Origin of the sequence: Qipengyuania aquimaris, from assembly GCF_009827445.1 — a bacterium.
In the GTDB taxonomy this organism is placed as follows: Bacteria; Pseudomonadota; Alphaproteobacteria; order Sphingomonadales; family Sphingomonadaceae; genus Qipengyuania; species Qipengyuania aquimaris.
Window position 1 is genome coordinate 1,558,746 of sequence record NZ_WTYI01000001.1, and the last position, 24,416, is coordinate 1,583,161.

General features: G+C 62.8%; 24 protein-coding genes. 13 read left to right on the plus strand and 11 right to left on the minus strand.

Annotated elements, in window-relative coordinates:
- Positions 1-55: 55 nt before the first annotated feature.
- Entirely contained in the window at positions 56-709 is a 654-nt protein-coding gene (locus GRI34_RS07615; protein WP_160596441.1) for a hypothetical protein, read from the minus strand.
- Positions 710-802: 93 nt separating this feature from the next.
- Here GRI34_RS07615 and ispH point away from each other — a divergent pair, with 93 nt between their 5' ends.
- From ispH to rnhA, 3 genes are read left to right on the plus strand one after another with little or no spacing between them, the layout of a single operon-like run.
- Positions 803-1,780 carry a 4-hydroxy-3-methylbut-2-enyl diphosphate reductase gene (gene ispH / locus GRI34_RS07620; RefSeq protein ID WP_160595418.1) on the plus strand — a complete coding sequence of 326 codons (978 nt, stop codon included), beginning with the start codon at positions 803-805 and terminating at the stop codon, positions 1,778-1,780.
- 13 nt (positions 1,781-1,793) lie between these two features.
- A complete protein-coding gene (thrB, locus tag GRI34_RS07625) occupies positions 1,794-2,750 on the plus strand; it encodes a homoserine kinase (protein WP_160595419.1) in 957 nt (318 codons plus the stop codon).
- A 27-nt stretch (positions 2,751-2,777) separates the two neighbouring features.
- Positions 2,778-3,224, plus strand: a complete 447-nt coding sequence (gene rnhA, locus GRI34_RS07630) for a ribonuclease HI (RefSeq protein ID WP_160595420.1) — start codon at positions 2,778-2,780, stop codon at positions 3,222-3,224.
- Positions 3,225-3,227: 3 nt separating this feature from the next.
- Here the strand turns inward: rnhA and GRI34_RS07635 are convergent, their stop codons facing one another.
- The 3 genes from GRI34_RS07635 to GRI34_RS07645 form a co-directional block, all read right to left on the minus strand.
- Positions 3,228-3,404: a YegP family protein gene (locus GRI34_RS07635; protein WP_160595421.1), complete on the minus strand. Its 177-nt coding sequence runs from the start codon at positions 3,402-3,404 to the stop codon at positions 3,228-3,230.
- Positions 3,405-3,466: 62 nt separating this feature from the next.
- Positions 3,467-4,564, minus strand: coding sequence for an NAD(P)/FAD-dependent oxidoreductase (locus GRI34_RS07640; RefSeq protein WP_160595422.1), 1,098 nt, complete (start codon positions 4,562-4,564; stop codon positions 3,467-3,469).
- A complete protein-coding gene (locus GRI34_RS07645) occupies positions 4,561-5,568 on the minus strand; it encodes an alpha/beta fold hydrolase (RefSeq protein WP_160595423.1) in 1,008 nt (335 codons plus the stop codon). The genes GRI34_RS07640 and GRI34_RS07645 overlap by 4 nt, the downstream gene beginning before the upstream one ends.
- A gap of 62 nt (positions 5,569-5,630) precedes the next feature.
- On the opposite strand from GRI34_RS07645, the gene GRI34_RS07650 reads away from it, so the two are divergent.
- The 7 genes from GRI34_RS07650 (at position 5,631) to GRI34_RS07680 (ending at position 13,198) form a co-directional block, all read left to right on the plus strand.
- Entirely contained in the window at positions 5,631-6,344 is a 714-nt protein-coding gene (locus GRI34_RS07650; protein WP_160595424.1) for an A24 family peptidase, read from the plus strand.
- Positions 6,345-6,435: 91 nt separating this feature from the next.
- On the plus strand, positions 6,436-7,554 hold the full coding sequence (cpaB, locus tag GRI34_RS07655) for a Flp pilus assembly protein CpaB (protein WP_160595425.1): 1,119 nt from the start codon (positions 6,436-6,438) through the stop codon (positions 7,552-7,554).
- 39 nt (positions 7,555-7,593) lie between these two features.
- The gene (locus tag GRI34_RS07660) at positions 7,594-9,168 is read left to right on the plus strand and encodes a type II and III secretion system protein family protein (RefSeq protein WP_160595426.1); all 1,575 of its coding nucleotides are present in this window, start codon (positions 7,594-7,596) and stop codon (positions 9,166-9,168) included.
- A gap of 11 nt (positions 9,169-9,179) precedes the next feature.
- On the plus strand, positions 9,180-9,833 hold the full coding sequence (locus tag GRI34_RS07665; protein WP_160595427.1) for a CpaD family pilus assembly protein: 654 nt from the start codon (positions 9,180-9,182) through the stop codon (positions 9,831-9,833).
- Positions 9,834-9,836: 3 nt separating this feature from the next.
- The gene (locus GRI34_RS07670; protein ID WP_160595428.1) at positions 9,837-11,120 is read left to right on the plus strand and encodes a pilus assembly protein CpaE; all 1,284 of its coding nucleotides are present in this window, start codon (positions 9,837-9,839) and stop codon (positions 11,118-11,120) included.
- Between the two features lie 85 nt (positions 11,121-11,205).
- The gene (locus tag GRI34_RS07675; RefSeq protein WP_160595429.1) at positions 11,206-12,177 is read left to right on the plus strand and encodes a type II secretion system F family protein; all 972 of its coding nucleotides are present in this window, start codon (positions 11,206-11,208) and stop codon (positions 12,175-12,177) included.
- 19 nt (positions 12,178-12,196) lie between these two features.
- Positions 12,197-13,198, plus strand: coding sequence for a type II secretion system F family protein (locus GRI34_RS07680; RefSeq protein ID WP_199800134.1), 1,002 nt, complete (start codon positions 12,197-12,199; stop codon positions 13,196-13,198).
- Between the two features lie 51 nt (positions 13,199-13,249).
- Here the strand turns inward: GRI34_RS07680 and GRI34_RS07685 are convergent, their stop codons facing one another.
- The 3 genes from GRI34_RS07685 to GRI34_RS07695 all read right to left on the minus strand — a co-directional run bounded on the left by GRI34_RS07685 (position 13,250) and on the right by GRI34_RS07695 (position 17,853).
- Complete coding sequence (locus GRI34_RS07685; protein WP_234028173.1) at positions 13,250-13,747, minus strand: MarR family winged helix-turn-helix transcriptional regulator; 498 nt, start codon at positions 13,745-13,747, stop codon at positions 13,250-13,252.
- A gap of 40 nt (positions 13,748-13,787) precedes the next feature.
- Positions 13,788-14,660: a crotonase/enoyl-CoA hydratase family protein gene (locus GRI34_RS07690; RefSeq protein ID WP_160595430.1), complete on the minus strand. Its 873-nt coding sequence runs from the start codon at positions 14,658-14,660 to the stop codon at positions 13,788-13,790.
- Between the two features lie 139 nt (positions 14,661-14,799).
- Entirely contained in the window at positions 14,800-17,853 is a 3,054-nt protein-coding gene (locus GRI34_RS07695; RefSeq protein ID WP_160595431.1) for a TonB-dependent receptor domain-containing protein, read from the minus strand.
- A 254-nt stretch (positions 17,854-18,107) separates the two neighbouring features.
- Here GRI34_RS07695 and GRI34_RS07700 point away from each other — a divergent pair, with 254 nt between their 5' ends.
- Complete coding sequence (locus tag GRI34_RS07700) at positions 18,108-18,713, plus strand: DUF305 domain-containing protein (protein WP_199800135.1); 606 nt, start codon at positions 18,108-18,110, stop codon at positions 18,711-18,713.
- On the opposite strand, the gene GRI34_RS07705 is transcribed toward GRI34_RS07700, so the two are convergent.
- Both GRI34_RS07705 and GRI34_RS07710 read right to left on the minus strand, forming a co-directional pair.
- Complete coding sequence (locus tag GRI34_RS07705; protein WP_160595432.1) at positions 18,710-19,195, minus strand: DUF411 domain-containing protein; 486 nt, start codon at positions 19,193-19,195, stop codon at positions 18,710-18,712. The genes GRI34_RS07700 and GRI34_RS07705 overlap by 4 nt on opposite strands.
- A 5-nt stretch (positions 19,196-19,200) precedes the next feature.
- Positions 19,201-19,470, minus strand: coding sequence for a metal-sensitive transcriptional regulator (locus GRI34_RS07710; RefSeq protein ID WP_160595433.1), 270 nt, complete (start codon positions 19,468-19,470; stop codon positions 19,201-19,203).
- 85 nt (positions 19,471-19,555) lie between these two features.
- Here GRI34_RS07710 and GRI34_RS07715 point away from each other — a divergent pair, with 85 nt between their 5' ends.
- Entirely contained in the window at positions 19,556-21,244 is a 1,689-nt protein-coding gene (locus GRI34_RS07715; protein WP_160595434.1) for a copper resistance system multicopper oxidase, read from the plus strand.
- Complete coding sequence (locus tag GRI34_RS07720) at positions 21,241-22,320, plus strand: copper resistance protein B (RefSeq protein ID WP_160595435.1); 1,080 nt, start codon at positions 21,241-21,243, stop codon at positions 22,318-22,320. Before GRI34_RS07715 ends, GRI34_RS07720 begins: the two co-directional genes overlap by 4 nt.
- Positions 22,321-22,324: 4 nt before the next feature.
- Here GRI34_RS07720 and GRI34_RS07725 read toward each other — a convergent pair whose 3' ends face one another.
- Together GRI34_RS07725 and GRI34_RS07730 are read right to left on the minus strand one after the other, a co-directional pair.
- On the minus strand, positions 22,325-23,110 hold the full coding sequence (locus GRI34_RS07725; protein ID WP_160595436.1) for an SDR family NAD(P)-dependent oxidoreductase: 786 nt from the start codon (positions 23,108-23,110) through the stop codon (positions 22,325-22,327).
- 24 nt (positions 23,111-23,134) lie between these two features.
- The gene (locus GRI34_RS07730) at positions 23,135-24,307 is read right to left on the minus strand and encodes an acetyl-CoA C-acetyltransferase (protein ID WP_160595437.1); all 1,173 of its coding nucleotides are present in this window, start codon (positions 24,305-24,307) and stop codon (positions 23,135-23,137) included.
- Positions 24,308-24,416: the final 109 nt, after the last annotated feature.

A 24,416-nucleotide genomic window follows, 5' to 3' on the forward strand; every position in this document is an offset into this window, starting at 1 on the left:
AAGATGCGAGGGCGCTATCGCCCCCGGATCATGCCCCCTCGATCGCGTTCAGGGATCAGCGCGTGGCGTTGTAGCCCAACTGTTCCTGCGTGAGCTGGAAACCGACCAGCAGTTCGAAGGTCGCGCGCTGGACGGCGGCCCGCACTTCGGGATCGGCCAGCGGGTCGAGCGCGGCATCGGGATCGCCGGCACGGCGCTTGCGCGTGATGCGTTCGCGAATGTCGGCGGGCAGCGTTGCTTCCGCGCGATTGACGAATGCGGCGGCCTTGCCGGTCGCGCTGGCGCGTTCCTGGCCGTCCGCGAAGGTCAGCGTGACGGTGCCGACACGCTTGGAAATGACGGCGCTACCGCCGCGCAGGACCGTCGAGAAATAGGGGAGTTCCACCGTCCGTGCGCCCTGCACGTTCGTGCGGCGCGCCACGACATCGAAGCTGGCTTCGGAATAGACCTGTTCGCCCTGCTCGTTACAGGTCGAGTTGAGGTTCGTGATCGCCGCGGTCACATCCAAATCGGCAAGCGTGCGGGAATCGGTGCTGCGAAACAGCGTTACGTCGCCTGTATAATCGGGAATGCCGACTGCCGGACAGGCGGTCCTGACCGCCGTGATACCGACCGCGTTACCGGCCACGACCAATTGCCCGTCGCTCTTGCATCCGGCGAGTGCGAGACCCATTCCAAGAGCAGTAAGGAGGCGAAAGCGGTTCATCATGTCGGCGGCATTCCTCATGTGTTCGTATTCAATGACCCTGCCGGGGCGTGCGTGCCCTAGCTTGGCACGATGCAAAGCGCTAGAGGGGCGCGCATGAACGCCCCCTTTCCATCCACCGCTTCGGGAAACGACCCGCGACTGCCGCTCAAATTGCTGATCGCCGCACCGCGCGGTTTCTGCGCCGGAGTCGACCGAGCCATCGAAATCGTCGAGCGCGCGCTCCAGAAATACGGCGCACCGGTCTACGTGCGTCACGAGATCGTCCACAATCGCTATGTCGTGGACAGTCTGAAAGCAAAGGGCGCGATCTTCGTGGAAGAACTCGACGAAGTGCCGGACGACGCGCCGGTGGTCTTTTCCGCCCACGGCGTGCCTAAATCGGTGCCCGCAGAGGCCGAGCGCCGCAAGCTGCTCTACGTCGATGCCACCTGCCCACTGGTCAGCAAGGTCCACCGCCAGGCGGAACGCCAGATCGAAAAGGGCCAGCACATCCTCTTCATCGGCCACGAAGGCCATCCCGAAGTTATCGGCACGATGGGCCAGGTGCCGGACGGCCGGATCACCCTGGTCGAATCCGTCGAGGATGTGGCGACACTGCCTTTCACGCAGGACGACGACTTATCCTTCCTCACGCAAACGACGCTGTCGGTCGACGATACGCGCGAGATCGTCGAGGCGCTGCAGGCGAAATACCCGAAGATCGTAGCGCCCAAGGCTGAGGACATTTGCTATGCCACCAGCAACAGGCAGGCTGCGGTGAAGGATATCGCCAGCGGCTGCGACCTCGTTCTGGTCATCGGTGCGCCGAACTCCTCCAACTCGTTGCGCCTCGTCGAAGTCGCCCAACGGATGGGCACGGATGCACGATTGATCCAGCGCGCCAGCGAGATCGAACCCGAATGGCTCGAAGGCGTCGGCACGCTCGGCCTCACAGCAGGGGCATCGGCGCCCGAAAAACTGGTGCGCGAAGTCGTCGACCGGCTTTCGGACTGGCGCGTCGTAACCGAAGAAATCATCACGACCACCGAAGAGAACATGATCTTCAAGTTGCCTCGCCAGCTAATGGATTGATCGGGCCGATAGCTTGGCCGTTTACACCCATCTCGGTGCCGAAGACCTGGCGGAACTGATCGCGCATTACAATGTGGGCGAACTGATTTCTGCCAAGGGCATCGCGGAAGGCGTGTCGAATTCCAACTGGTTGATCGAGACGACCGGCGGGCGCTACATCCTGACCATGTACGAACGGCGGATCGACACGGGAGAACTGCCTTTCTTCCTCGGCCTGCTCGACCATCTGGCGGAGCGTGATTGTCCGGTGCCCGCGACCATCCACGATCGGTCGGGCGCGGCGTTCCGCACTGTCGATGGCAAGGCGGTCGCGCTGATCGAATTCCTGCCCGGCGTCTCTCCCAACCAGCCGACTGCAGCGCAGGCGAAGGCTGTCGGAAAGGCGCTCGCCGAACTGCACATCGCGGCGCAGGATTATGCCCTTTCGCGCGAAAACGACCTTGCGCCGCAGGGCACGCTCGCCATGCTCGAAGCCCTGAACGCCGATGCGCTGGCAGGTATCGACCCTGCGCTACCCGCGACGGTCCACAGGGGGCGTGCGGTCGTGTCCGCATGGCCCGACGACCTGCCTTCCTCGATCATCCATTCCGATCTCTTCCCCGACAATGTCCTGATGCTCGGTGACGCCGTGTCGGGGATGATCGACTTCTATTTCGCGTGTCACGGCGCAATGGCGTACGATCTTGCCGTGACCCACGCCGCCTGGTCGTTCGACGGGACGGGAGCCAAGTACGATCCGGCAATCGGCAATGCCCTGATCGACGGATATTGCGCTGTCCGCCCGCTCGGCGATGACGAGCGCGCGGCCATGCCATTGCTCGCCCAGGCCGCCTGCCTGCGCTTCGTCGCCAGCCGCGCAGAGGACTGGATCGAGACGCCTGCGGACGCGCTGGTCACGCGCAAGAATCCGATGGATTTCGTGCGCCGGTGGGATTTCTACGCTGAAAACGGCACCGCGCTCTTCGCCTGAGGGGTTTAGCACGCTAGGGCCGCGCCGATGAAACAGATCGAACTCTTCACCGATGGATCCTGCAAGGGCAATCCCGGCCCCGGCGGCTGGGGCGCATTGCTGCGCATGGGGCGGCACGAAAAGGAATTGTCCGGCAGCGATCCGGAAACGACCAACAATCGCATGGAAATGACAGCCGTGATCCGCGGCCTGTCGGCGCTGATCGAGCCGTGCCAGGTCGATATCTATACCGACAGCAAATACGTGATCGACGGGATCACGAAGTGGGTACACGGCTGGAAGAAGCGCGGCTGGGTCAATGCCAGCAAGAAGCCGGTCAAGAATGCGGAACTATGGCACGACCTGATCGAAGCGACCGCGCGGCACCAGATCGAATGGCACTGGGTCAAAGGCCATTCGGGTCACCCGGAAAACGAGCGGGTGGATACCCTCGCCAACCAGGCCGCGGATCGCGCGCTCGTCGGCGAGGGCTGAATATCAGGAGTTGTCGACGGTTTCCGCGCCGGGGCCGTTCTTCTGGATCGAAGCGATGGCGTTCTTGGCGCTGTCCTTCGAGCTGTAGCCTTCGGTCGAGAACATCACTTCCGAATTGTACTTGAACCGCACGCGGTATTCGCCAGCCTTGTCCTTATAGATTTCGAAATGATGTCCCATCGGTATTCTCTCCTCTTACGGGTTGGATTCGTTCTGCACCCTAACAAATGTTGCAGTCTTGGCTAGGGGAAGCGGTCCGGAGAGTAGATCGAGGCATCGATCGCCCTCGTCATCTCGTCCCGTTCCTTGCCCAGCAGCAATTGCGAAGCCAGCCGCGCAGCCGCAGGCGAGGTCTGTATGCCGAAGCCGCCCTGCCCTGCGAACCACGCCAAGCCTTCGACCTCCGGGTCGTAGCCATATATCGGCGCGCGGTCGGGTGCGAAACTGCGCAGGCCCGCCCATTTGCGCTCCACCGCCTGGACCTTCCAGTCGACCACGCCCTGCAGCCGGTCAATCGCCTCTGCCACGGCCAATTCTTCGGGAGCAGCGTCGCAGGCGGCGCTCGGTTCTTCGTCATGCGGGCTCAGCCACACCCGCCCGCTCTCGGGCTTGAAGTAGAACTTGCCCGAGATATCCAGCACCAGCGGCTGGTCGGGCGCAGGCGCGGGATCGGTACGCAGCTGGATCACCGTTCGCCTGTAGGGCTGGATACCCAGCGGTTTCGCCCCCGCGAGCGATGCGACCTCGTCGGCCCACGCCCCTGCCGAATTGACGAGTACCGAAGCGGCAAAGCTTCCTCCCCGGTCGGTTTCGAGCGCCCAGCTGCCATTGGTGCGCACTGCCGATGCCAATCTCGACCGGCATTCCAGCTTCACTCCGGAAGCCTTCGCCCGCGCGAGGTAATACGCATGGAGCGCCGCGACGTCGATATCCGCGCAGGCGGGTTCCCAGATCGCATCAGACCACTGTGGCCTGATCCCGGGGATCTTGTCGGCCAGGTCATCCGCACCGATCCGTTCGATCGTCGCCCCGGTGTCCTGGAAGCGCGTCATGAAAGTGTCGAGCGCCGCCCGATCTTCCCCGCGTCCGATATAAAGCGCACCGCGCGGCGACAGGAAGCCGTTCTCCCGCAGGTACTTTCCCGAAGCGAGCGTAAGCGGCACGATCTCCGGCCCGCCGTAGCATTCTTCCCAAAAAGCCGCCGAACGCCCGGTCGAGTGATAGCCCGGCCGGTCTTCCGCTTCGAGTATGAGTACGCTTGCCCCGCCCTCGGCGAGTTCGGCCGCAAGGCTCGCACCGGCGATGCCGGCTCCAACAACGGCGAAATCGTAAACGGTCACTGCTTTACCAGTGCAACCCTATCGAGAAACTCCGAGATGCCCGCCAAGGCCCTGTCACGCACAGCGTCGACCTCGCGCAGGATTTCATGACGCGCCTCGTCACCGAACACCAGCACTTCGCCGCGCGGCAGGCGCTGGGCAGCGCGCACCGCGGCCTTGTGGCTGACCAGCTTGTCGTTCTCGGTCGAGAAGATGAAGACGGGGACCTGGACCTTCTCCATTGCGCCGGGCGCCTCGATAACGCGGGTCGAGGCATAGGCGCGTTCGACCCAGCCCCAGCTCCCCGGCCCCATCACGAGTTCCGGGCGATGCTCGCGCCACCACAATTCGTCTTCGTAACGATCATCGTCATGGGTCAGCAGGTCACGCCGCCTTGCAGGGACCTCGCCCGGCTTTTCGCTCCATTTCCATGCCGGACGCGTCGGGGCGCCGATTCGCGTCATCAGCTTTGCAACGCCATGCAGCATGGGCAGGGGTAGCGGGGGACCGCTCATGCCGAGCATGGGCGCGGACAGCACGACCGCGTCGGGCGATACCACCCCGTCGACCAGCGCGCGCATGACGATGTGCCCGCCCATGGAATGCGCTGCCAGCACGTGCGGTCCGGGCGTGGATTTCACCCAGTCCGACCAGAAATGTTCGAGATCGGCCACCCAGTCGGAAAAATCTTCCACGTGGCCGGTGATGGGATCATCGCCGAGGCGGCCCGAACCCGCCTGCCCGCGCCAATCAGCGGCGGTGACGCGCCAGCCGCTGCGGTGCCACCCGTCGAGCGTCTCGAGGTATTTCTCGAAGAAGTCGCCGCGCCCCGGCAGGAACAGGATCGATCCGCGCTCTCCCTTGCCCGCTCCCGGCCAGTCGATTCGGCGCAGCGTGTGACCGTCGGCTGCCTGCCACACGCTTTCGCTCGCGCTGGCGGGAATGGCGCGCCGGTCTATGGCTGCGGTATCTGTCTGCAAGTCGGCCTGGCTGATGGGTGCCTCCCGGTTCTGCGCAAAGGGCATGGTTACTATTTGGTAAGCATGTTTCGGTAGCACTGGCCCTCGACCTTCAGTTCGGGGACGTCATGCACGACCAGATTTTCACCTACGTTTTGCTTGCCGGATTGGCAATCGGCCTGCTGTGGGCGGCGTTTACCGACCTGCGCAGCCGCACCATCGGCAATCGCCTGAACATCGCGATCGCCGCCGGCGCTCCGCTGTTCTGGTGGGCCAGCGGGCTGGACCTGTGGCCGGGCGTCGCCATGCAGTTCGGAATGGCTGCAGCGACCTTTGCGGTGTGCTGCCTGTTCTTTGCCCTGCGCCAGATGGGCGGCGGCGACGTGAAGCTGCTGACCGCGCTGGCTTTGTGGTTCCCGCCGACCAATTTCGTCGTCCTCGTCATCATCATGGCGATGGCCGGCTGGGTCCTGACGCTTGCCATGGGCATGTGGGGCGTTGCCCATTCGCGCGTGGTCGGCGGAAAGCCGGTACGCGATACGGTGCTGCTGGGTGCCTTTACCCTCGTCGCCGCGAATTTCGCCAGCGCCGTTCTGGGCGGACCGAAACTGGCCATTCCTTCCGCAATCATAGAGCCGCTGGCAGCCAATGGCGCGACCTCCTTACTGGTCGCCCTGGTGCCGGTCGCGATTCTCGCATTCGTTACGCTGGCATCGATCAAGATCATCCGCCGACATGACCAGCAACCACGCATTCCATACGGACTCGCCATTGCCGTCGCAGGGCTCTGGGTCGTCGGCGGCGGGTTCGTCACACAAATTTCTGAAGCCGGGATCGGCTGACAACCCGATTTTAACCAATCGGGGTCTAGACACGGAAACCATAGCTGTCCGCACTCAAACTACGCGGGCCATATGAGGGGGCTTAAACGCCATGGATAGGAAGAAGCTGGTTCTGCTGGTTGGTGCGCTGGTCGTTGCGATCGGTACGGCACTTGTTGCCCGCAGCATGTTCGCAGGAGCATCCGCTCCGCAGGCCAACGCGGCATCGCAAGTCGAAGCTGCAGGGCCCAAGGTTCTGGTTGCGCAGCGTGCGCTGCCGACCGGTACGATCATCACTGCAGATGCCATCGGCTATCAGCTGTGGCCGGAGGAGCTGGTTCAGGATGCCTACTTCCTGGACGGCGAGGCCGACATCACCAAGCTGATCGGGACGGTTGTTCGCCATCCTGTGACTGCCGGTGAACCGGTGACCCAGGGTTCGCTGGTGAGCCCGGGCGACCGCGGCTTCCTTGCAGCGGCCCTCACTCCCGGCATGCGCGCCATCACGGTACCCGTCGATGCGAAGAGCGGCGTTGCCGGCTTCGTCTTCCCGGGCGACCGCGTCGACATGGTCCTGACCCAGACGGTCCAGGGCACTAACGGCCAGGCGCTGAAGACGTCGGAAACCATCCTTCGTAACCTTCGTGTCCTGGCAACCGACCAGTCGACCACGCAGGAAACCGTCGATGGTGTGACGCAGGTCAAGGCCTTCCGCACGGTCACTATGGAAGTGACCCCGAAGATCGCCGAAAAGGTCGCCGTTGCGCAGACGATCGGCACGCTGAGCCTCGCTCTGCGCGCTATCGCCGACAGCGAAGGCGAACTCGAACGTGCCCTCGCCTCGGGCGAAGTCAGCATCCCCGACGATGCGACGCCCGAAGAGGAAGAGCGTATCCTTCGCACCGCCATGGGTCGTCCCGACGACAGCCGCGGCACCTATGTCACGGGCGGCGATGTCTCGCGCTTCCAGCGTAGCTCGATGCCGCCGCGCGGCGGGGCTGCACCGCAGTCGAGCAACGACGGTCGCACTTTCTCGCACACGTCGGGTGCTACCACCACGACATCGGCTCCGGTGAGCCGCGGTCCGATGGTTCGCGTGACGCGCGGCAAGACCACCGAAGCGGTTCCGCTTTCGATGGGCAGTGCAGTGCGCGGTATGAACGCCGCAGTCGGTAACGGTGCAGGCCGCGTCGGGGAAACCGCCCCGGTCGCACTCAGCACCCTTCGCTAAGAATTCAAGAGCTCAGGAAGCCATTCAGGGGGCAATTCCATGAAACGTCGTCTTTCCACCAAACTGCTGCTTGCCGGACTGGCCCTCGCGCCGCTGGCTGCCGCTCCGACGACCACGGCCACGGCCCAGTCGGTCGTTAGCCCGAGCCAGGACATCGTCCTCTCGATCGGTCGCGGTGAGCTCATCAACGTGCCCGGCGCGATGACCGATGTGTTCATCTCCAACGAGAATGTTGCCGATGTCCAGGTCAAGTCGCAGCGCCAGCTGTACCTGTTCGGTCGTTCGGGCGGCGAGACCACGGTCTACGCCAGCAACGCTCGCGGTGACATCATCTGGTCGGCCAATGTGCGCGTCGGTTCTAACATCGGCAGCATCGACCAGATGCTCGCTCTCGCCATGCCGGAAGCGAAGATCAACGTCGCTACCATGGGCAGCAACGTCGTTCTGCTGACGGGCACGGTTGCCGCACCCGAAGATGCCGCCGAGGCCCAGGCTCTCGTCGAAGCATTCGTCGGCGAGGAAACCAATGTCATCAGCCGCCTGCGCATGGCGACGCCGCTGCAGGTCAACCTGCAGGTCCGCATCGCCGAAGTCAGCCGCTCGGTCGTTCGCGCTCTTGGCGTGAACCTCCAGTCGCTCGACAGCACCAGCGGTTTTAAGTTCGGCATTGGTCAGGGTCGTGCAGCGAAGCTGTTCTCGCCCGGAACGACGCTCGGCATGAACGCCAATACGGTGGACGTGTTCACCGACCCGTCGACCGGTGAATCGGTCGAAGTTCCGGCAACCTCGATCCTCGGTGCGGACCTCGGCAGCACGCTCGGCTTTGCTGGCAAGCTGCTCGGCCTCGACATCGGCGGCGCGCTCGACCTTGCGGAAACGCAGGGCCTCGTGACCACGCTGTCGCAGCCGAACCTGACCGCGCTTTCGGGCGAAACCGCCGAATTCCTTGCCGGTGGTGAATTCCCGATCCCGCTCAACCAGGGCCTCGGCACCACGACCATCGAATACAAGAACTACGGTGTGAGCCTCGCCTACACTCCGACCGTCCTTTCGAATGGCCGGATCTCGATCCGCGTTCGTCCGGAAGTCTCGGAACTGTCGGCGCAGGGCGCGATCGAATTCGAAGGCTTCCGCGTTCCCGCGCTTATCACGCGCCGTGCGGAAACGACCGTGGAACTCGGCTCCGGCCAGAGCTTCATGATCGCTGGCCTTTTGTCGAACAACGCATCGAACCAGATCGAAAAGGCTCCGGGCCTCGGTGACATCCCGATCCTCGGCAACCTGTTCCGCTCGACCGACTATCGTCGCGGCGAAACCGAGCTGGTCATCGTGATCACGCCGTATCTGGTGAAGCCGGTCAATGCGAGCGACATCCGCCTGCCGACCGACGGCTTCCAGAAGCCGACCGAATTCGACCGCCTGCTGCGCTACCGCGAAGCCGACGGTGTGACCGGTGGCCAGGGACGTCCGCTCCCGACCGTCAGCGGCGCTACCAATTCGGCACCGCAGATCTCTTACGAGGGATCGGACGCAGGTGAACAGGTCGCCATGCCTTCCGAGGCGCGCCGCGACGAGAAGACCGCCGCTGCCAAGCCCGGCTTCAGCTTCGAATAAGGGGACGAGACATGCCTAAAGCAATCAATCGCAAGCTCACCGCTTCGCTCGCAGCCTCGCTCGCCCTGACATTGGGCGCCTGTGGCGGCATGAACATGGACAACCGCACGCTCTACAGCGTGAAGCAGCCGGTCGTTGAACGCTCGAACTATACGCTCGACGTGGCCACCAACGCCGATGGCCTGCCCATCTCCGAGCAGCAGCGTCTCGCCGGCTGGTTCGAAAGCATGGACCTTCGTTACGGCGACCGCGTTGCCGTCGAAGATGCCACCGCTTCTGCTGCCGTGCGCGAAGATGTTGCCGAACTGGCAGGCCGCTATGGCATCCTGCTTGCAGAAGGCACCCCGGTTACGACCGGCTATGCCGAACCCGGCCAGGCCCGCATCGTCATCACGCGTTCGACCGCTTCGATGCCGCAATGCCCGGACTGGTCGCACACGGCCGAAGCCAACGAGAAGAACGCCACCAATCCGAATTACGGATGCGCGGTTTATGGCAATCTCGCCGGCATGGTCGCCAATCCGGAAGACCTGATCCAGGGCCAGCAGGGCACTGGAGAGACCGTCGTTACCACCTCGACCAAGGCCATCAGGGCCTATCGTGACGCAGAGCCGACCGGTGTGGACGGCCTGGCGACGATCAGCACGACCGAAGGAGGGTCCTAAACCATGAGCGCTTCCTTGAAATCCAGCATGCCGGGCAATCGCGATCCGTTCGCCGCCTTCATGTGCGACGAAACGGCGCTGGATGTCCTGCGTCCGGTCGTGATCGAACTCGGCTGGCAACCTGAGAAATGCAACAAGGGCGGTCTGCGCAACGCGATCCAGTCCCTGTCGGTTTCGGCCAGCCCGAACATCCTGATGGTCGACCTGTCGGAAAGCGGCGATCCGCTGAACGACATCAACGCCCTCGCCGAGGTCTGCGAACCCGGCACGGTGGTGATCGCGGTCGGCCAGGTCAACGATGTGCGCCTCTATCGCGACCTGCTCGCCAGCGGCATCCACGACTACCTGCTGAAGCCGCTTTCGGCTGCGGTCCTGCGCGATTCGCTCAACGCGGCACAGGCCGTCTTCATGGCCCCGCGCGGCGGTGAAGGGGAACAGGCCCAGCGTCACATCTCGACCGCCGTGGTCGGCACTCGTGGCGGTGTTGGTGCCTCGACGATCGCGACCTCGCTTGCCTGGATGTATGCGGAAAAGCACATGCCGACCGCACTGCTCGACCTCGACGTGCATTTCGGCACCGGCGCGCTCACGCTCGACCTTGAGCCGGGTCGCGGCCTGACCGATGCAATCGACAACCCCAGCCGCATCGACGGCCTGTTTATCGAACGCGCCATGATCCGCGCGAACGACAACCTGGCCATCCTGTCGGCAGAAGCGCCGATCAATTCGCCGCTGATGACCGATGGCTCGGCATTCCTGCAGCTGCAGGAAGAATTCCGCCACGCTTTCGAGATGACGCTGGTGGATATGCCGCGCAACATGCTGATCAACTTCCCGCACCTGCTGAACGACGTGAATGTCGTGACGCTGGTCACAGAAATGACGCTGGCTTCCGCCCGCGACACGATCCGCATCCTGTCCTGGCTCAAGACCAATGCCGCGCACGCCACTCCGGTAATCGTGGCCAACAAGGTCCAGCCCGGTGCTGCGGAAATCAGCAAGGCCGATTTCGAAGCGTCGATCGAACGGCAGATCGATATCTCGATCCCGTACGACCAGAAGGCCGCTGCCAATGCTGCAAAGCTCGGCAAAACCTTCGTCGACGCCAACGGATCGAGCAAGGCGACCGCTGCGATCAAGCAATTGTCGACCCGCATCATCGGCCTCGGCGACGAGGAAAGCGAGGAAGCGGCGCTGGTCGGTGGCGGCAAGAAGTCGCTGCTGGGCAACTTCGACATCAAGTCGCTGCTCGCCAAGAAAGACAAGGGCCAGGTCGAAGAGGTCTGAACGGGGAAGCAGGAGTGACATGGCTCTGATCGGCCGCGTCACTCCATCCTCATGGTAAGTTTACGGTACGGGACGGAGAGACACGATGAACATTGTCCAGCTCATGCTGGTAGCCGGCGGGATCCTCGCGCTGCTCGTGCTCGGATACATGGCGTTCGCAGGTCCCGATGCGGGCAAGCAGAGCCAGCGTCGCCTACAGCAACTGCGTTTCCGTCACTCGGAAAGCACCGACGCGAAGGTCGAATCGCAGCTCAAGAAGGCGATCGCCGCCCGTAAGCCCAAGCAATTCAGGCAGGCTGGTTCGGGTTCGCGTATCGAAGCCCTCGCCATCCGCCTTGATCGTACCGGAAAAGGCTGGACGCTCAGCCAGTACGGCTATGCATCGCTCGGCCTTGGTCTGGTCGCCGCACTCGCGATCTTCCTCAAGTCGGGCTCGCTCGGCCTTGCGCTTGGCATCGGCGTATTCGTCGGCGCTGGTATACCGCACTTCGTGGTGAGCCGCGCGATCAAGAAGCGTACCAACCAGTTCAACACGAAGTTTCCCGATGCGATCGAATTACTCGTTCGCGGCCTTCGCTCCGGTCTTCCGGTGACCGAGACCCTCGCCGTCGTGGCGCAGGAAGTGCCCGGACCTGTCGGCGTGGAGTTCAAGGGCATCGTCGAGCGCATCAAGATCGGCCGCACCATGGAGGACTCGCTCCAGCAGACTGCCGACCGTCTCGGCATCCCCGAATTCAACTTCTTCTGCATCACGCTCGCCATCCAGCGCGAAACCGGTGGTAACCTGGCAGAGACGCTGTCCAACCTTTCGGACGTGCTGCGCAAGCGTGCCCAGATGAAGCTCAAGATCAAGGCGATGAGCTCGGAATCGAAGGCTTCGGCCTATATCGTCGGCGCCCTGCCCTTCATCGTCTTCGGCCTGATCTGGTGGATTAACCCGTCCTATATCGGCGCGTTCTTCACCGACGATCGTCTCACCGTGGCTGGCCTCGGTGGCCTGGTCTGGATGAGCATCGGGGCCTTCATCATGGCCAAGATGGTCAGTTTCGAAATCTAAGGCACGAGGAAGCGATATCATGGAACCCGCAAGCGGCCCTACCCTCCTCGGCTTTGACGTCATTCTCGTCGGCTCGATCCTTGCCGGGATCGCAGCACTGGCCGTCTTCGTGGCGATCTATTCGGCCGTCACGATCAAGGACCCGATGGCCAAGCGCGTGAAGGCGCTCGAAGGCCGTCGCGAGGAGCTCAAGCACGGTCTCGTCACGACCAGCGCCAAGAAGCGCCAGAGCCTCGTTCGCAAGAACGACACGGCCGACAAGGTGAAAGACACGCTGGGCAGCATGAAGGTGCTGCAGCAGAGCCAGGTCGAGGACATGCAGCAGAAGCTGGCCTGGGCCGGCTATCGCAACAAGGAAATCGCGGTCGTTCTTATCGGTCTGCGCATGGTCCTGCCGATTATCTTCGGCGGTATCGCCTTCACGATGCTCTATGTGGTCGAGATCTACCCCGACTGGCAGTTCAAGCGCGTGGCAGCTCTCGCTGCGGCGGTATTCGCCGGCTACAAGGGGCCTGAAATCTTCCTTTCGAACAAGTCGGCCAAGCGCACCGACGCGATCCGTAAGGGCTTGCCCGACGCGCTCGACCTCTTGGTCATCTGCGCCGAAGCCGGTCTGACTGTCGACGCCGCATTCAACCGAGTCGCCAAGGAACTGGGCCGCGCCTATCCGGAACTGGGTGACGAATTTGCCCTGACCGCAATCGAGCTGTCGTTCCTCAACGAACGCAAGCAGGCATTCGACCACCTGGCCTACCGCGTAAACCTCGAAGCGGTTCAGGGCGTGGTGACCACGATGATCCAGACCGAACGCTACGGTACGCCACTGGCCAGTGCGCTGCGCGTACTGTCGGCAGAATTCCGTAACGAGCGCATGATGCGCGCCGAAGAGAAGGCCGCGCGTCTTCCGGCCATCATGACCGTTCCGCTCATCATGTTCATCCTGCCCGTGCTGTTCGTGGTCATTCTTGGGCCGGCAGCCTGTTCGATCGCAGACGCCTTCAGCGGCGGGGTCGGCAAGTAGGCCTGAAAAAACCCGAAAACGGGTCGCTCGAAAGAAAGCCTGGTCGACTTCCTAGTCGGCCAGGCTTTCTGCGTCGAAGTCCCCGGCGTTGTCGCGCACGCGCGAAAGCATATCGCGCAGCGCCACACGCTCGTCTTCACTCAGGACCGAGAACATTTCCTTCTCGATCTTGAGAGCCAGCGGCATGATGCCGGCGTGGACTGCCTTGCCTTCCGCCGTGAGTGCCAACAGGTGCGAGCGCCCATCCTTCGCATTGGGCGTGCGTTCGGCAAGCCCACGGCTTTCCAGCGTCTTGCAGGCACGGTTGACGGGTACCTTGTCCATCAGCGTCTGCTGCGACAATTCGCGCTGGGTCAGGGGGCCGCTGTCGCCGAGCACGGCCATGATCCGCCATTCGGTCGTCTTGAGCGCGAAACGCTTGCGATATTGTTCCGCAATTCTTGTCGAGACCGCATTGGATGCGACCGAGAGCTGGTACGGCAGGAAATCGGCGAGGCGTTTGGCTGGCTGGCGGCTGGGCATGGCCGTAGCTGTAATGCCCTCACCCATGATGGCAAGGCCGTTGCGCGTGTGACTATCTCATCTGCAACTATTCGAAGCCGGGTTCGTCCCACCACGGGTAGAAGTCGGGCATGTTCTCCCCAACCGTGTCGGGATAGGCAGGCGGGCGCTTTTCCAGGAAGCTTGCGATGCCTTCCTTCGCGTCCGCGCTGCGGCTGAGGCGATAGATCGCGCGGCTGTCGATCCGGTGCGCCATCATCGGGTGATCCGTGGTCGACAGGCGCCAGAGCATTGCACGCGTCATCGCGACCGACACGGCCGAGGTGTTGTCCGCAATCTCTCGCGCCAGGCCCATGGCGGCGTCCATCAGTTCGCCTTGGCGGTGGAGCGAGCGTACGAGTCCTCGATCGAGCGCTTCCTGCGCATCGAATACCCTGCCCGTCATACACCATTCGAGCGCGGTCTGCATGCCGACAAGACGCGGCAGGAACCAGCTGGAGGCGGCCTCAGGCGTGATCCCGCGCCGCGCGAAGACGAATCCGAAGCGCGCATTGTCGCTCGCCAGGCGGATATCGAACGGCAACTGCATGGTCGCCCCCACGCCCACGGCGACACCGTTGCACGCGCCGATCAGCGGCTTCTTCGAGTTGAACAGGCGCAGCGTCAGCCGTCCGCCCCCGTCACGCACGCGCTCATCCGAGAGGTCCTCGACCGGATTTGGATCGGAGAAGACATGTCCCCCACCCTCAGGCGTCAGGTCGGCACCGGCACAGAATGCCCGGTCGCCGTGCCCTGTGACTATTACCGCACGCACGCTGTCGTCGGCATCGGTTACGTCCAGCGCATCGATGAATTCCGCCATCATGGTGCGGGTAAAGGCATTCATCTTTTCGGGCCGGTGCAGCGTGACAGTGGCCACGCCGTCCGCGATGTCGAGTTTGATCTGCGTGTAGTCGGTCATTTGGCTTTCCCTCGTGTCTCTCCGACAGGATGGAACACGGGGAACAGCGTCGTGGCAAGTGAGAATGCCCCTCGCCAAGCAAACGAGGCGCGCCCACCGGACGCGCCTCGCGAGGTTTCGGGTGCTATCTAAGCCCGGATCAGAACGACTTGCGCAGCTCCACATGGAACTGCCTGCCACGGGCGGAGTGCAGTTCACTGAAGTAGCCGTACGTCTCGTCGGCCAGCGGCGGATCTTCACCGAGCAGGTTGTTGATCGCAAAGCGCAGCCGCGTCCCGTCGAGCGCGGTGTCGTTGTTGATTGTGTAGGCGATCGAGAAATTGACCGTGAAGAAGTCGTCGACCCGGTAAAAATTCCCGTTCGGATCGTCGGTCTCGATCAATTCGTCACGCGTGACGCTGGTGTCCCAGACCTCGCCGACATAGGACCCGAACAGGCCGATATCGACCGGGCCGCTCTCCCAGTTGATGGCGCTGCTGAAACGCCACTTGGGACGCCCCTCGATCTCGAGCAGTTCGCCCAGACCTTCGACGCTCACGTCGGTCGGCAGCAAGCCGTCCGCAATCGCGTCGAGTAGTTCCTGCCCTTGCGGACCGGCGGACTGGACGAAGCTTTCAAGGCGAGCGGCGTTGAAGCGCAGGCGAAAGTCGCCCAGCCCGAAGTTCGGGACATCGTAGAACATGCCGAAGTCCCAGCCCTTCGAAATGCGGCTGTCGAGGTTGAGATAGGGGTCAAGCACCTGGATGATCGCGCCGGCCGGGGCCAGGCTGGTGCCCGTAAACAGGGCGATGTCATCCGTCGTCGGATCTTCGCGGATCACGTTCGGATTGGTGCTGCCGTTGAGGCGGCGCAGCAGGTCCAGCGCGATGGCATTGTCGTCGCCGAAAGTGCCGACCAGCCCTTCCTGCTTCACGCGCCAATAGTCCGCAGTCAGCGTCAGGCCGGGGATGAAGACCGGCTCCAGCACCACGCCGAGGTTGATGCTGGTGCTGTCTTCGGGCTCGAGATCCCTTGCGCCCGAACGGAAGCTGATCGTTCCTGAACCGGGGCAGGCACCGAGGTTTTCCAGCGTGCCTTTTTCGACGCGTGCCTGGCAGACCACGAAATCGTCACGCGTGTTCGAACGCGTGGTTCCTTCATCGTTGACCTGCACGAGGTTCGGCGCACGGAAGCCCTGCGACCATGCACCGCGCAAGGTGACACCCGGGAAGGTGGTCCAGGATGAGGCGATACGCGGCACGATTGCCGTGGCGTCGATATCGGCGAAATGCTCGACCCGGCCCGCCAGCTGGAGGTTCAATTCCTCCACCAGCGGGATATTCATGTCGGGCGCAACCAGCGGGACGAAGACTTCGGCAAAGGCCGAATAGACGTCGCGCGTGCCGTCGGTGTCGGGCGACGGGCTGGTGCCCGCAACATCGCTGCCGTTGAAATCTCCGGTCACACTGTCGGTGAAGGTGATCGTGCCATCGAGACGCGGATCGCGGTCGTCGTAGAAGGTTTCGCGGCGGAACTCGATGCCCGTTGCCACGCCGACGTTGCCACCCGGCAGGGTGAACAGATCGTCACGGCTCAGCTTGAAATCCGCCAGCGCCAGGCTGGTGCCGCCCTTGCGGAACACGTCGATGCGGAACGGGTCAATCGACGAAGCGGGATTGGGCGTGCAATCGCCCTCGCCCGGATCGTCAAGGCAACCGCCGTTGAAGGGGTTGTAGGCATCGGGCGTCGTCAGGTTGATCTGCTGCTGCATCAGCGTGAGCGACACGCGGTTCCGGGCAAGGTCGATCAGGTCGGCTTCGGAATAGAGCACGCCGGTGTCGAAATCCCACGCGCCGAATGAGCCGCGCAGGCCCGCCACGAGGCGGTAGGTATCCTTGTCGACGCTCACATCGCGGTTGCCGACATCGACGAAACGATAGCGTTCCATGATCAGATCGGCGCCGCCTGCTGCAATGGTCGTTCCGGGCAGCCGGTTGGGGTTGGGCGAACCGTCGGCCAGCGTCGTCGGGCCGAACGGGTTCCAGTAGGCATCGCGCGCAATGCCGACCGGCACAGCGCTCAGGATTGCCGAAGCCTCGATATTGCGGCGGTTCTCGGAACGGTAATAGCTGCCTTCGAAATAGGCTTCGACATTGCTCGACAGTTCGTAGCTGAGTAGGGCCATCGCATTGTAGCGCTTCTTGGCGCTGATAAGGTTGTTACCGAAGTTGGTATTGTACCGGACCGCGCTCGTCGGCGTAGTGCCGTTGCGCGCGCAGATCCCGTTGCCGAAATCGAGACGGCATCCCGGGAAAGTGGACGGTTGCAGGTAGAAGTCGTCATCGCCGATCGGTGTGCGGCTGGACGGTGCCTGGATGTCGAACTGGCCGAACGGGCCGAAGGTATTGCGGTTGTTGAACGAGGCATCGCCTTCGAAATCCGTACCCTCGACCAGCGGGAGCCGGTTGTCCTCGGCCGCATAGTCGCGTTCGGACGCAGGCATGCCATTTTCTTTGAAATAGCCGCCGTAGACGGTCAGATTGCCGCGGCCACCGCCGAAGTCGAAGCCATAGCCGCCGCTGATCGAGTAATTGTAGAGGCTGGTGCCCTGCGATGCGCGCCAGTCGGCCTCCAGGAAGCCACCGGTCCGATTGCCGCGCAGCACGGTGTTGATGACGCCGGCCACGGCATCTGCGCCGTAGATGGCCGATGCGCCGTCGCGCAGAACTTCGAGGCGCCGTACGCTGCCGGGTGCGATTTCATTGGTATCGGCACTCACCACGGGAACGAGCAGTTCGGTCTGGAAACCCGGGTGCAGCGTCATGCGCCGCCCGTTGATAAGCAGCAGCGTGTTGCCCGTGCCGAGATCGCGCAGGTTGATCGACCCGACGTCGCCGCGCGCGCTGTTCTGGGTAGTGGCGTTCTGCTCGTTGAACGCGACGGTGCCCGCCTGGGGGATGGAGCGGAAGAGCTCGTCGCCCGACGCCGCGCCGGTGTTCTCGATCGCCGTTTCGTCGAGCACGGTCACCGGGAGAACATCGTTGATCTGGGCGCCCCTAATCTGTGTCCCGGTTACCACGATCTGGTTGGATTCGTCGGCTTCTTCGGGAGAAGCGGGCGCTACTTCGGACTGCGCATATGCCGTTCCGTGCATCAGCGCGAGGAAGGCAGTCGAAGTAACTAAAGAACGGAATTTTGACAGTTTCTGGGACATGACTCACCCCTGCAAAAGCAACCCGCATCAATGCTTGTCTCGGTGAATTTATTCAGCAACAAAAAACGGCCGAAGCCCCTAGCGAATTTTCACTACTTGCAATTTGACTTGACAATTTCTTGCGTTCGGCATCGCGCCGCAAATTATCGAAGTAATGAATAGGTGAGTCGGCACCTGCAATCAGGCGAACTGGAACCGTGCGGCTCCGAAAAACGCTTTGAATTCAGATTAGAGAGTCAACCAACAGGGAAACCATGAATCAGGACAGCTCCAGCCACGGAGGCAAATGGACCACGTTCTTCGCCATGATCGCAACGTCGATCGTGACGATGTTCGTGCTGAAGTATTCCAACATCTACGAGACGGATCACGCCTTCTTCAGCCAGACCCGCATGTGGATGGCCTTGATGATGGGCATGGCGATGATCGTCATCATGCTCGGTTTCATGTGGGGCATGTACAAGACCTTCATGACCAAAGTGCTGGTGATGATCGGCGCGATTGCCGGCTTCTTCCTCTTCCTGTTCCTCGCCCGCAGCCAGGCGACGGTCGAAGACGAAGCGTGGATGAAAGCGATGATCCCGCACCACTCCATCGCCGTTCTCACCAGCCGCCGCGCCGAAATCAGCGACCCGCGCGTGCGCGAACTGGCCGACGCCATTATCGAAGCGCAGGTGAAGGAAATCGCGGAAATGAAGCTCCTGCTCGCCGATATCGAAGCAAACGGGAAAATGGGCGATGGCACACCCCTGCCCCCGCGCACGGCCAAGCTGACGCCAGAGCTGCTGGACGAGGCCGAAAAGGCGGTCGAGGGTGAGGTTACGCCCGACATCCGCGAGGAAGTCGAGGTGGCGCGCTAGCTGCCGCTGGCCGGATAGCTCGACCAGACGACCCGCTTGTCCGGGCCGAAGGCGATGACCTGGTAGGCCTGTCGCCGGGTGCCCATTTCCATACCGGGCGAACCGAGCGGCATGCCGGCAACAGCAAGGCCCGTGATCCCCGCCGGGCGTTCTTCCAGCAGGCGCTCGATATCGGCTGCAGGGACATGACCCTCGATAACCATGCCATCGACGATGGCGGTGTGGCAGGACACCAGGTCAGCAGGTACGCCATTGGCCGATTTGACTGCGGCAATGTTCTCGCTCTCGATGGTCTTGGCTGCCACCGCGTCGCCATCGGCAGAGAAGTGCTCATGCGCATGCTTGAGCCACGACAGGCAGCACCTGCAATTCGGGTCGCGGTACATGGCGATGTCGGTCGCCTGCACCGCCCCGGCGCAGCCTGCAAGCGCTAGCCCAAATGCGAGCCGAAGGTTGAGGCGCGTAGTCTTCTTCATGGTCATTTCGATCACCTTTTTCTCTGCAGCAACTCGACCAGTTCCTCGAACTTCTGGCGCTGGTCTTCGGCGTCTCCGCTCGATATCGCTTCTGCCACGCAGCAGGCAGCGTGGTCCTTCAGGACCTGCGTTTCGACCTTGGCCAGCGCGGATTTGATCGCCTGGATCTGGGTGAGGATGTCGATGCAGTAGCGATCGTCCTCGATCATCTGCGCGACCCCGCGCACCTGACCGGCGATCCGGTTGAGACGATTGATTTTCGCGGTCGAATTGTCAGCCATCGTGGCGTTCCCGTTGTAATACCCTGTGGGGGTATATATGTGCAGGCGACTATAGGATCAACAGAGCCGGATATTCCTCCTCGTCATGCAGATCAATCGCCGCCGATTCATCACCAGCACAGCAGGCCTCGCCGCAGCCACTTCCCTCTCCATGCCTACCTGGGCCAAGGGCGGCTCGCTGACCCATGCGAAACGCGGTTTCGGGGAAGTTTCGGGCGAGGATATCCGCCTTGCCATCGCCAATCATCATTTCATGACCGGCGGCCGGTCGGGCCACGCCGTGGCCGTCAACGGCACGGTTCCCGGCCCGCTGGTGCGCCTGCGCGAAGGCCAGAACGTCAAACTGCACGTCACCAACCATCTGGAAGAAGACAGCTCGATCCACTGGCACGGCCTACTGGTCCCGTTCCAGTTCGACGGGGTTCCGGGGGTAAGCTTCCCCGGCATCAAGCCGGGCGAAACCTTCACCTATGAATTCCCGATCCGGCAGAGCGGCACCTATTGGTGGCACAGCCATTCGGGTCTGCAGGAGCAGGCAGGACATTACGGCCCAATCGTCGTCGAGAGCGCCGAACCCGATCCGCGTTACGACCGAGATTACGTCGTCCTGCTGAGCGAGTTCACGCCGATCCACCCGCACCAGATCATGCGCAAGCTCAAGGTCGGCGAACACTATTTCAACCGCCAGATGCAGACGGCGACCGACGGCGACATGTCCGGGGAAATGCGCCGCATGTGGGGCGAAATGCGGATGAACCCGCGAGATATCTCCGATGTGACGGGCACTACCTACACCTATCTCATCAACGGGCATGGCCCCGCCGACGATCTCCAGCTTGAATTCCAGCCGGGTGAGCGCGTGCGCCTGCGCGTCATCAACGGCTCGGCCATGACCTTCTTCAACGTCCGCATTCCCGGCGTGCCGATGACCGTGATCCAGGCCGACGGACAGGATGTCGCCGATGTCGAGGTGGACGAATTCCAGATCGGTGTCGCGGAAACCTACGACGTGATCGTTACACCGCCGGCAGGCAGCCATGCATTGGTGGCAGAGGCGATGGACCGCAGCGGTATGGGAGTTACCAGCCTCACTTCGCACAAGGGGCATATCGCCACCCCGCCCGCGCTGCGAGAGCCGGTGACGCTGTCGATGACGGACATGGGCATGATGGACCATTCCGCCCATGGCGGCGGCGGTTCGATGGATCATTCCATGCGCGACAAGAGCGCGGTGCCGGACGATGTGAAGGTCGGTCCGGGCGTCGACATGATCGCGCCGATGCCGATGGACCGGATGGACTTCCCCGGGCTCGGCCTCGAGACGGTGAAGCACCGCGTGCTGCGCTACACCGACCTCAAGGCCAAGCGGATGAACCCGCATCGCACCGTGGACCGCGAGATGGAGATCCATCTCACCGGCAACATGGAACGTTACATGTGGAGCTTCGATGGCAAGAAGTTCACCGCCGTCACCGACGATCCGATCCGCTTTGGGTTCGACGAGCGGGTCCGCGTCAAGCTCGTCAACGACACGATGATGGCCCACCCGATCCATTTGCACGGCCATTTCTTCGAGCTGGTGAACGGGGCCGATCACATGCACCAGCCGCTGAAGCACACTGTCGTGGTCCAGCCGGGCGGGAACGCCACTTTCGACCTGACTGCCAACGAGCCGGGCGACTGGGCCTTCCACTGCCACCTCCTCTTCCACATGCACGCAGGCATGATGCAGGTGGTGACGGTGCGCCCCTTCCCCGCACCGGGAGAAGCATGATGCGCGTTGTCGCCCTCCCCCTCGTGCTACTTTCCGCGCCACTCGCCGCGCAGGATCATGCCGGCCATGCCGGCCATTCGGCAGAACCAACTCCTGCGGCACAGGAACCCGATCACTGCGCGATGGGGCACCTGCCGCCGGAAAAGTGTCCGCCAAAGAGTGAAGCTGAACCAGCCGCCGAGATGGACCACTCGGCGATGAATCATGCCCAGATGGACCAATCCGAGATGGACCACTCGACCATGGACCATTCGGCGACGAGCCAGCCATCGGTCGACCATTCCGCCCATGGCGCGATGACCGACAAATCCGCCCCCGGTGCCGCTCCCGAAAGTGCCGTCCCGCCCCGCGCCCTGGAAGGCCCGCGCCACGCGGCCGACCTGATCTGGGGCGAGAGCGCCATGGCCCCCAGCCGCGCGCAGCTGGCCCATGAAAACGGTGGCATGAAGACTGGCATGATCATGCTGGAGCGGCTTGAGGCGCGCGTTCCGACAGATGGCGGCGACACCGGCTATGTCTGGGATGCGCAGGGCTGGTATGGCGGCGATCTCAACCGTTTCGTCTTCAAGTCCGAAGGCGAAGGCGTGTTCGGGGCAGAGCTGGAGGATGCAGAAATCCAGGCGCTTTACAGCCGTGCGATCGGGCCGTTTTTCGACCTGCAGGCTGGCGTGCGCTACGATATCGAGCCCGACAGCCGCGCCCACGCCGTAATCGGCGTGCAGGGTCTCGCGCCCTACATGTTCCATGTCGACGGGGCGGTATTCCTGTCCGACCAGGGCGACCTGACGGCGCGGATCGAGGGCGAATACGACCAGAAGATCACGCAGCGCCTGATCCTGCAGCCGCGCGTGGAACTGGAACTGTCCGCGCAGGACATCCCTGAGCGCGAGATCGGCGCAGGCCTAACCAAGGTCGAGCCGGGCCTGCGCCTGCGTTACGAATTCACGCCCGAATTCGCGCCCTATGTCGGCGTCGAATACGAAGCCAAGCTGGGTGTGACGGCCGACATAGCAAAGGCCGCCGGGGAGGACCCCGACGGCCTTAAACTGTTGGTCGGCCTGAGAGCCTGGTTCTGATCGCTTAACGCGGAGCCATGCGAATAGCGCCGTCGAGACGGACGTCTTCGCCGTTGAAGTAGCCGGTCTCGATCATGCACATGGCGAGATTGGCATATTCTTCCGGATAACCCAGGCGCTTGGGGAACGGCACGCTGGCAGCCAGCGCTTCCTTCACCTGCGGCGGTGCGGCGTTCATCAGCGGGGTATTGAAGATACCCGGCAGGATGGTGTTCACGCGGATACCTTCGCGCATCAGGTCGCGCGCGATGGGAAGCGTCATACCGACCACGCCGCCCTTCGAGGCGGAGTAGGCAGCCTGGCCCATCTGGCCGTCTTCGGCAGCGACCGATGCGGTGTTGACGATCGCGCCGCGATCACCTTCGTCCGTCAGCGGGTCGAGGCTCATCATGCCTGCAGCCGACTTGGCGATGCAGCGGAAGGTGCCGATCAGGTTCACCTGGATCACGAAATCGAAGGCCGAGATCGGGAAGTGCTTGATTTCGCCGGTCTGCTTGTCGCGGCTGGCGGTCTTGATGGCGTTGCCGATACCGGCGCAGTTCACGAGGATGCGTTCCTGGCCGTGGGCCTCGCGCGCCTTGGCAAAGCCTGCGTCGACGTCTTCGTCGCTGGTCACGTTGACCTTGCAGAACACGCCGCCGATGTCTTTGGCGACCGCTTCACCTTTTTCCTCGTTCATGTCGAAGATGGCGACCTTCGCACCCTTGGCAGCGAGCGCACGCGCGGTGGCTTCGCCGAGGCCCGATGCACCGCCGGTGACGACTGCGGGGGTATTTGCTGAAACTTCCATGAAAAATCCTCTCGATTCAGATAATTAAAGCGCCTCGACGATGGTCACGTTGGCGACGCCGCCGCCTTCGCACATCGTCTGCAGACCGTATTTCTTGCCGCGCGCCTTCAGCGCATGGACCAGCGTGGCCATCAGCTTGGTCCCCGATGCACCGAGCGGGTGGCCAAGTGCAATAGCCCCGCCGTTAACGTTGAGCTTTTTCGGGTCGGCACCGGTATGCTTGAGCCATGCGAGCGGCACAGGCGCGAAGGCCTCGTTCACTTCGAACAGATCGATGTCCGAGATCTTCATGCCCGCGCGCTCTAGTGCACGGTCGGTCGCGAATAGCGGCTCTTCCAGCATGATGACCGGATCGCCTGCCGTCACGGTCAAATTGTGGATGCGCGCGAGAGGGGTGAGGCCGTATTCCTTCAGCGCCTTTTCGCTGACCACCAGCACTGCGCTGGAGCCATCGCAGATCTGGCTGCTGGAAGCGGCAGTAATGGTGCCTTCGGGGCTGAGCAGCTTTACCGACTGAATGCTTTCGAGCGTGGCGTCGAAGCGGATGCCCTCGTCCACCGTGTGCATTTCCGTGCCTTCCGGGGTCTCGATTTCCACCGGCACGATCTCGGCCTCGAAAGCGCCCGAACGCGTGGCTTCGATTGCCTTTTCGTGGCTCGACAGGGCGAAGCGGTCGAGATCGTCCTTGGTGAAGCCGTGCTTCTTGACGATCATTTCCGCGCCCATGAACTGCGACCACTGGATACCGGGATATTTCTCTTCCAGGCCCGGCGATTTGTAGTTCCCGAGGCCCTCCTTCATGTGAAACATCGCCGTCGAGCCCATCGGCACGCGGGTCATGCTTTCCACGCCGCTGGCGATGACGATATCCTGCGTCCCGCTCATCACGGCCTGCGCGGCGAACTGGATTGCCTGCTGCGACGAACCGCACTGGCGGTCGATCGTGACGGCGGGCACGCCCTCTCCAAGGTGCTTCGATGCGAGCACGGCGTTGCGCCCAACCTGCATCGCCTGCTCGCCGCCCTGGCTAACGCAGCCCATGACGACATCGTCGATCGCCTTGGCTTCAAGGCCCGAGCGTTCCATCACGGCATCGAGCGACTTCGCAGCCAGATCGACCGGGTGGACCCCGGCAAGCCGGCCCCCGCGCCTTCCGCCTGCAGTGCGTACGGCTTCAACGATATAGGCGGCGGGCATAGTCCATCTCCGGATTCGAGTTGCTGTTTGCCACTGGCTACGTTCCGTTGACGTAAAGGTCAATTGAGAAAGGCGGGTCGCCAAGCGGACGACTGCAGCCATTCGGCAA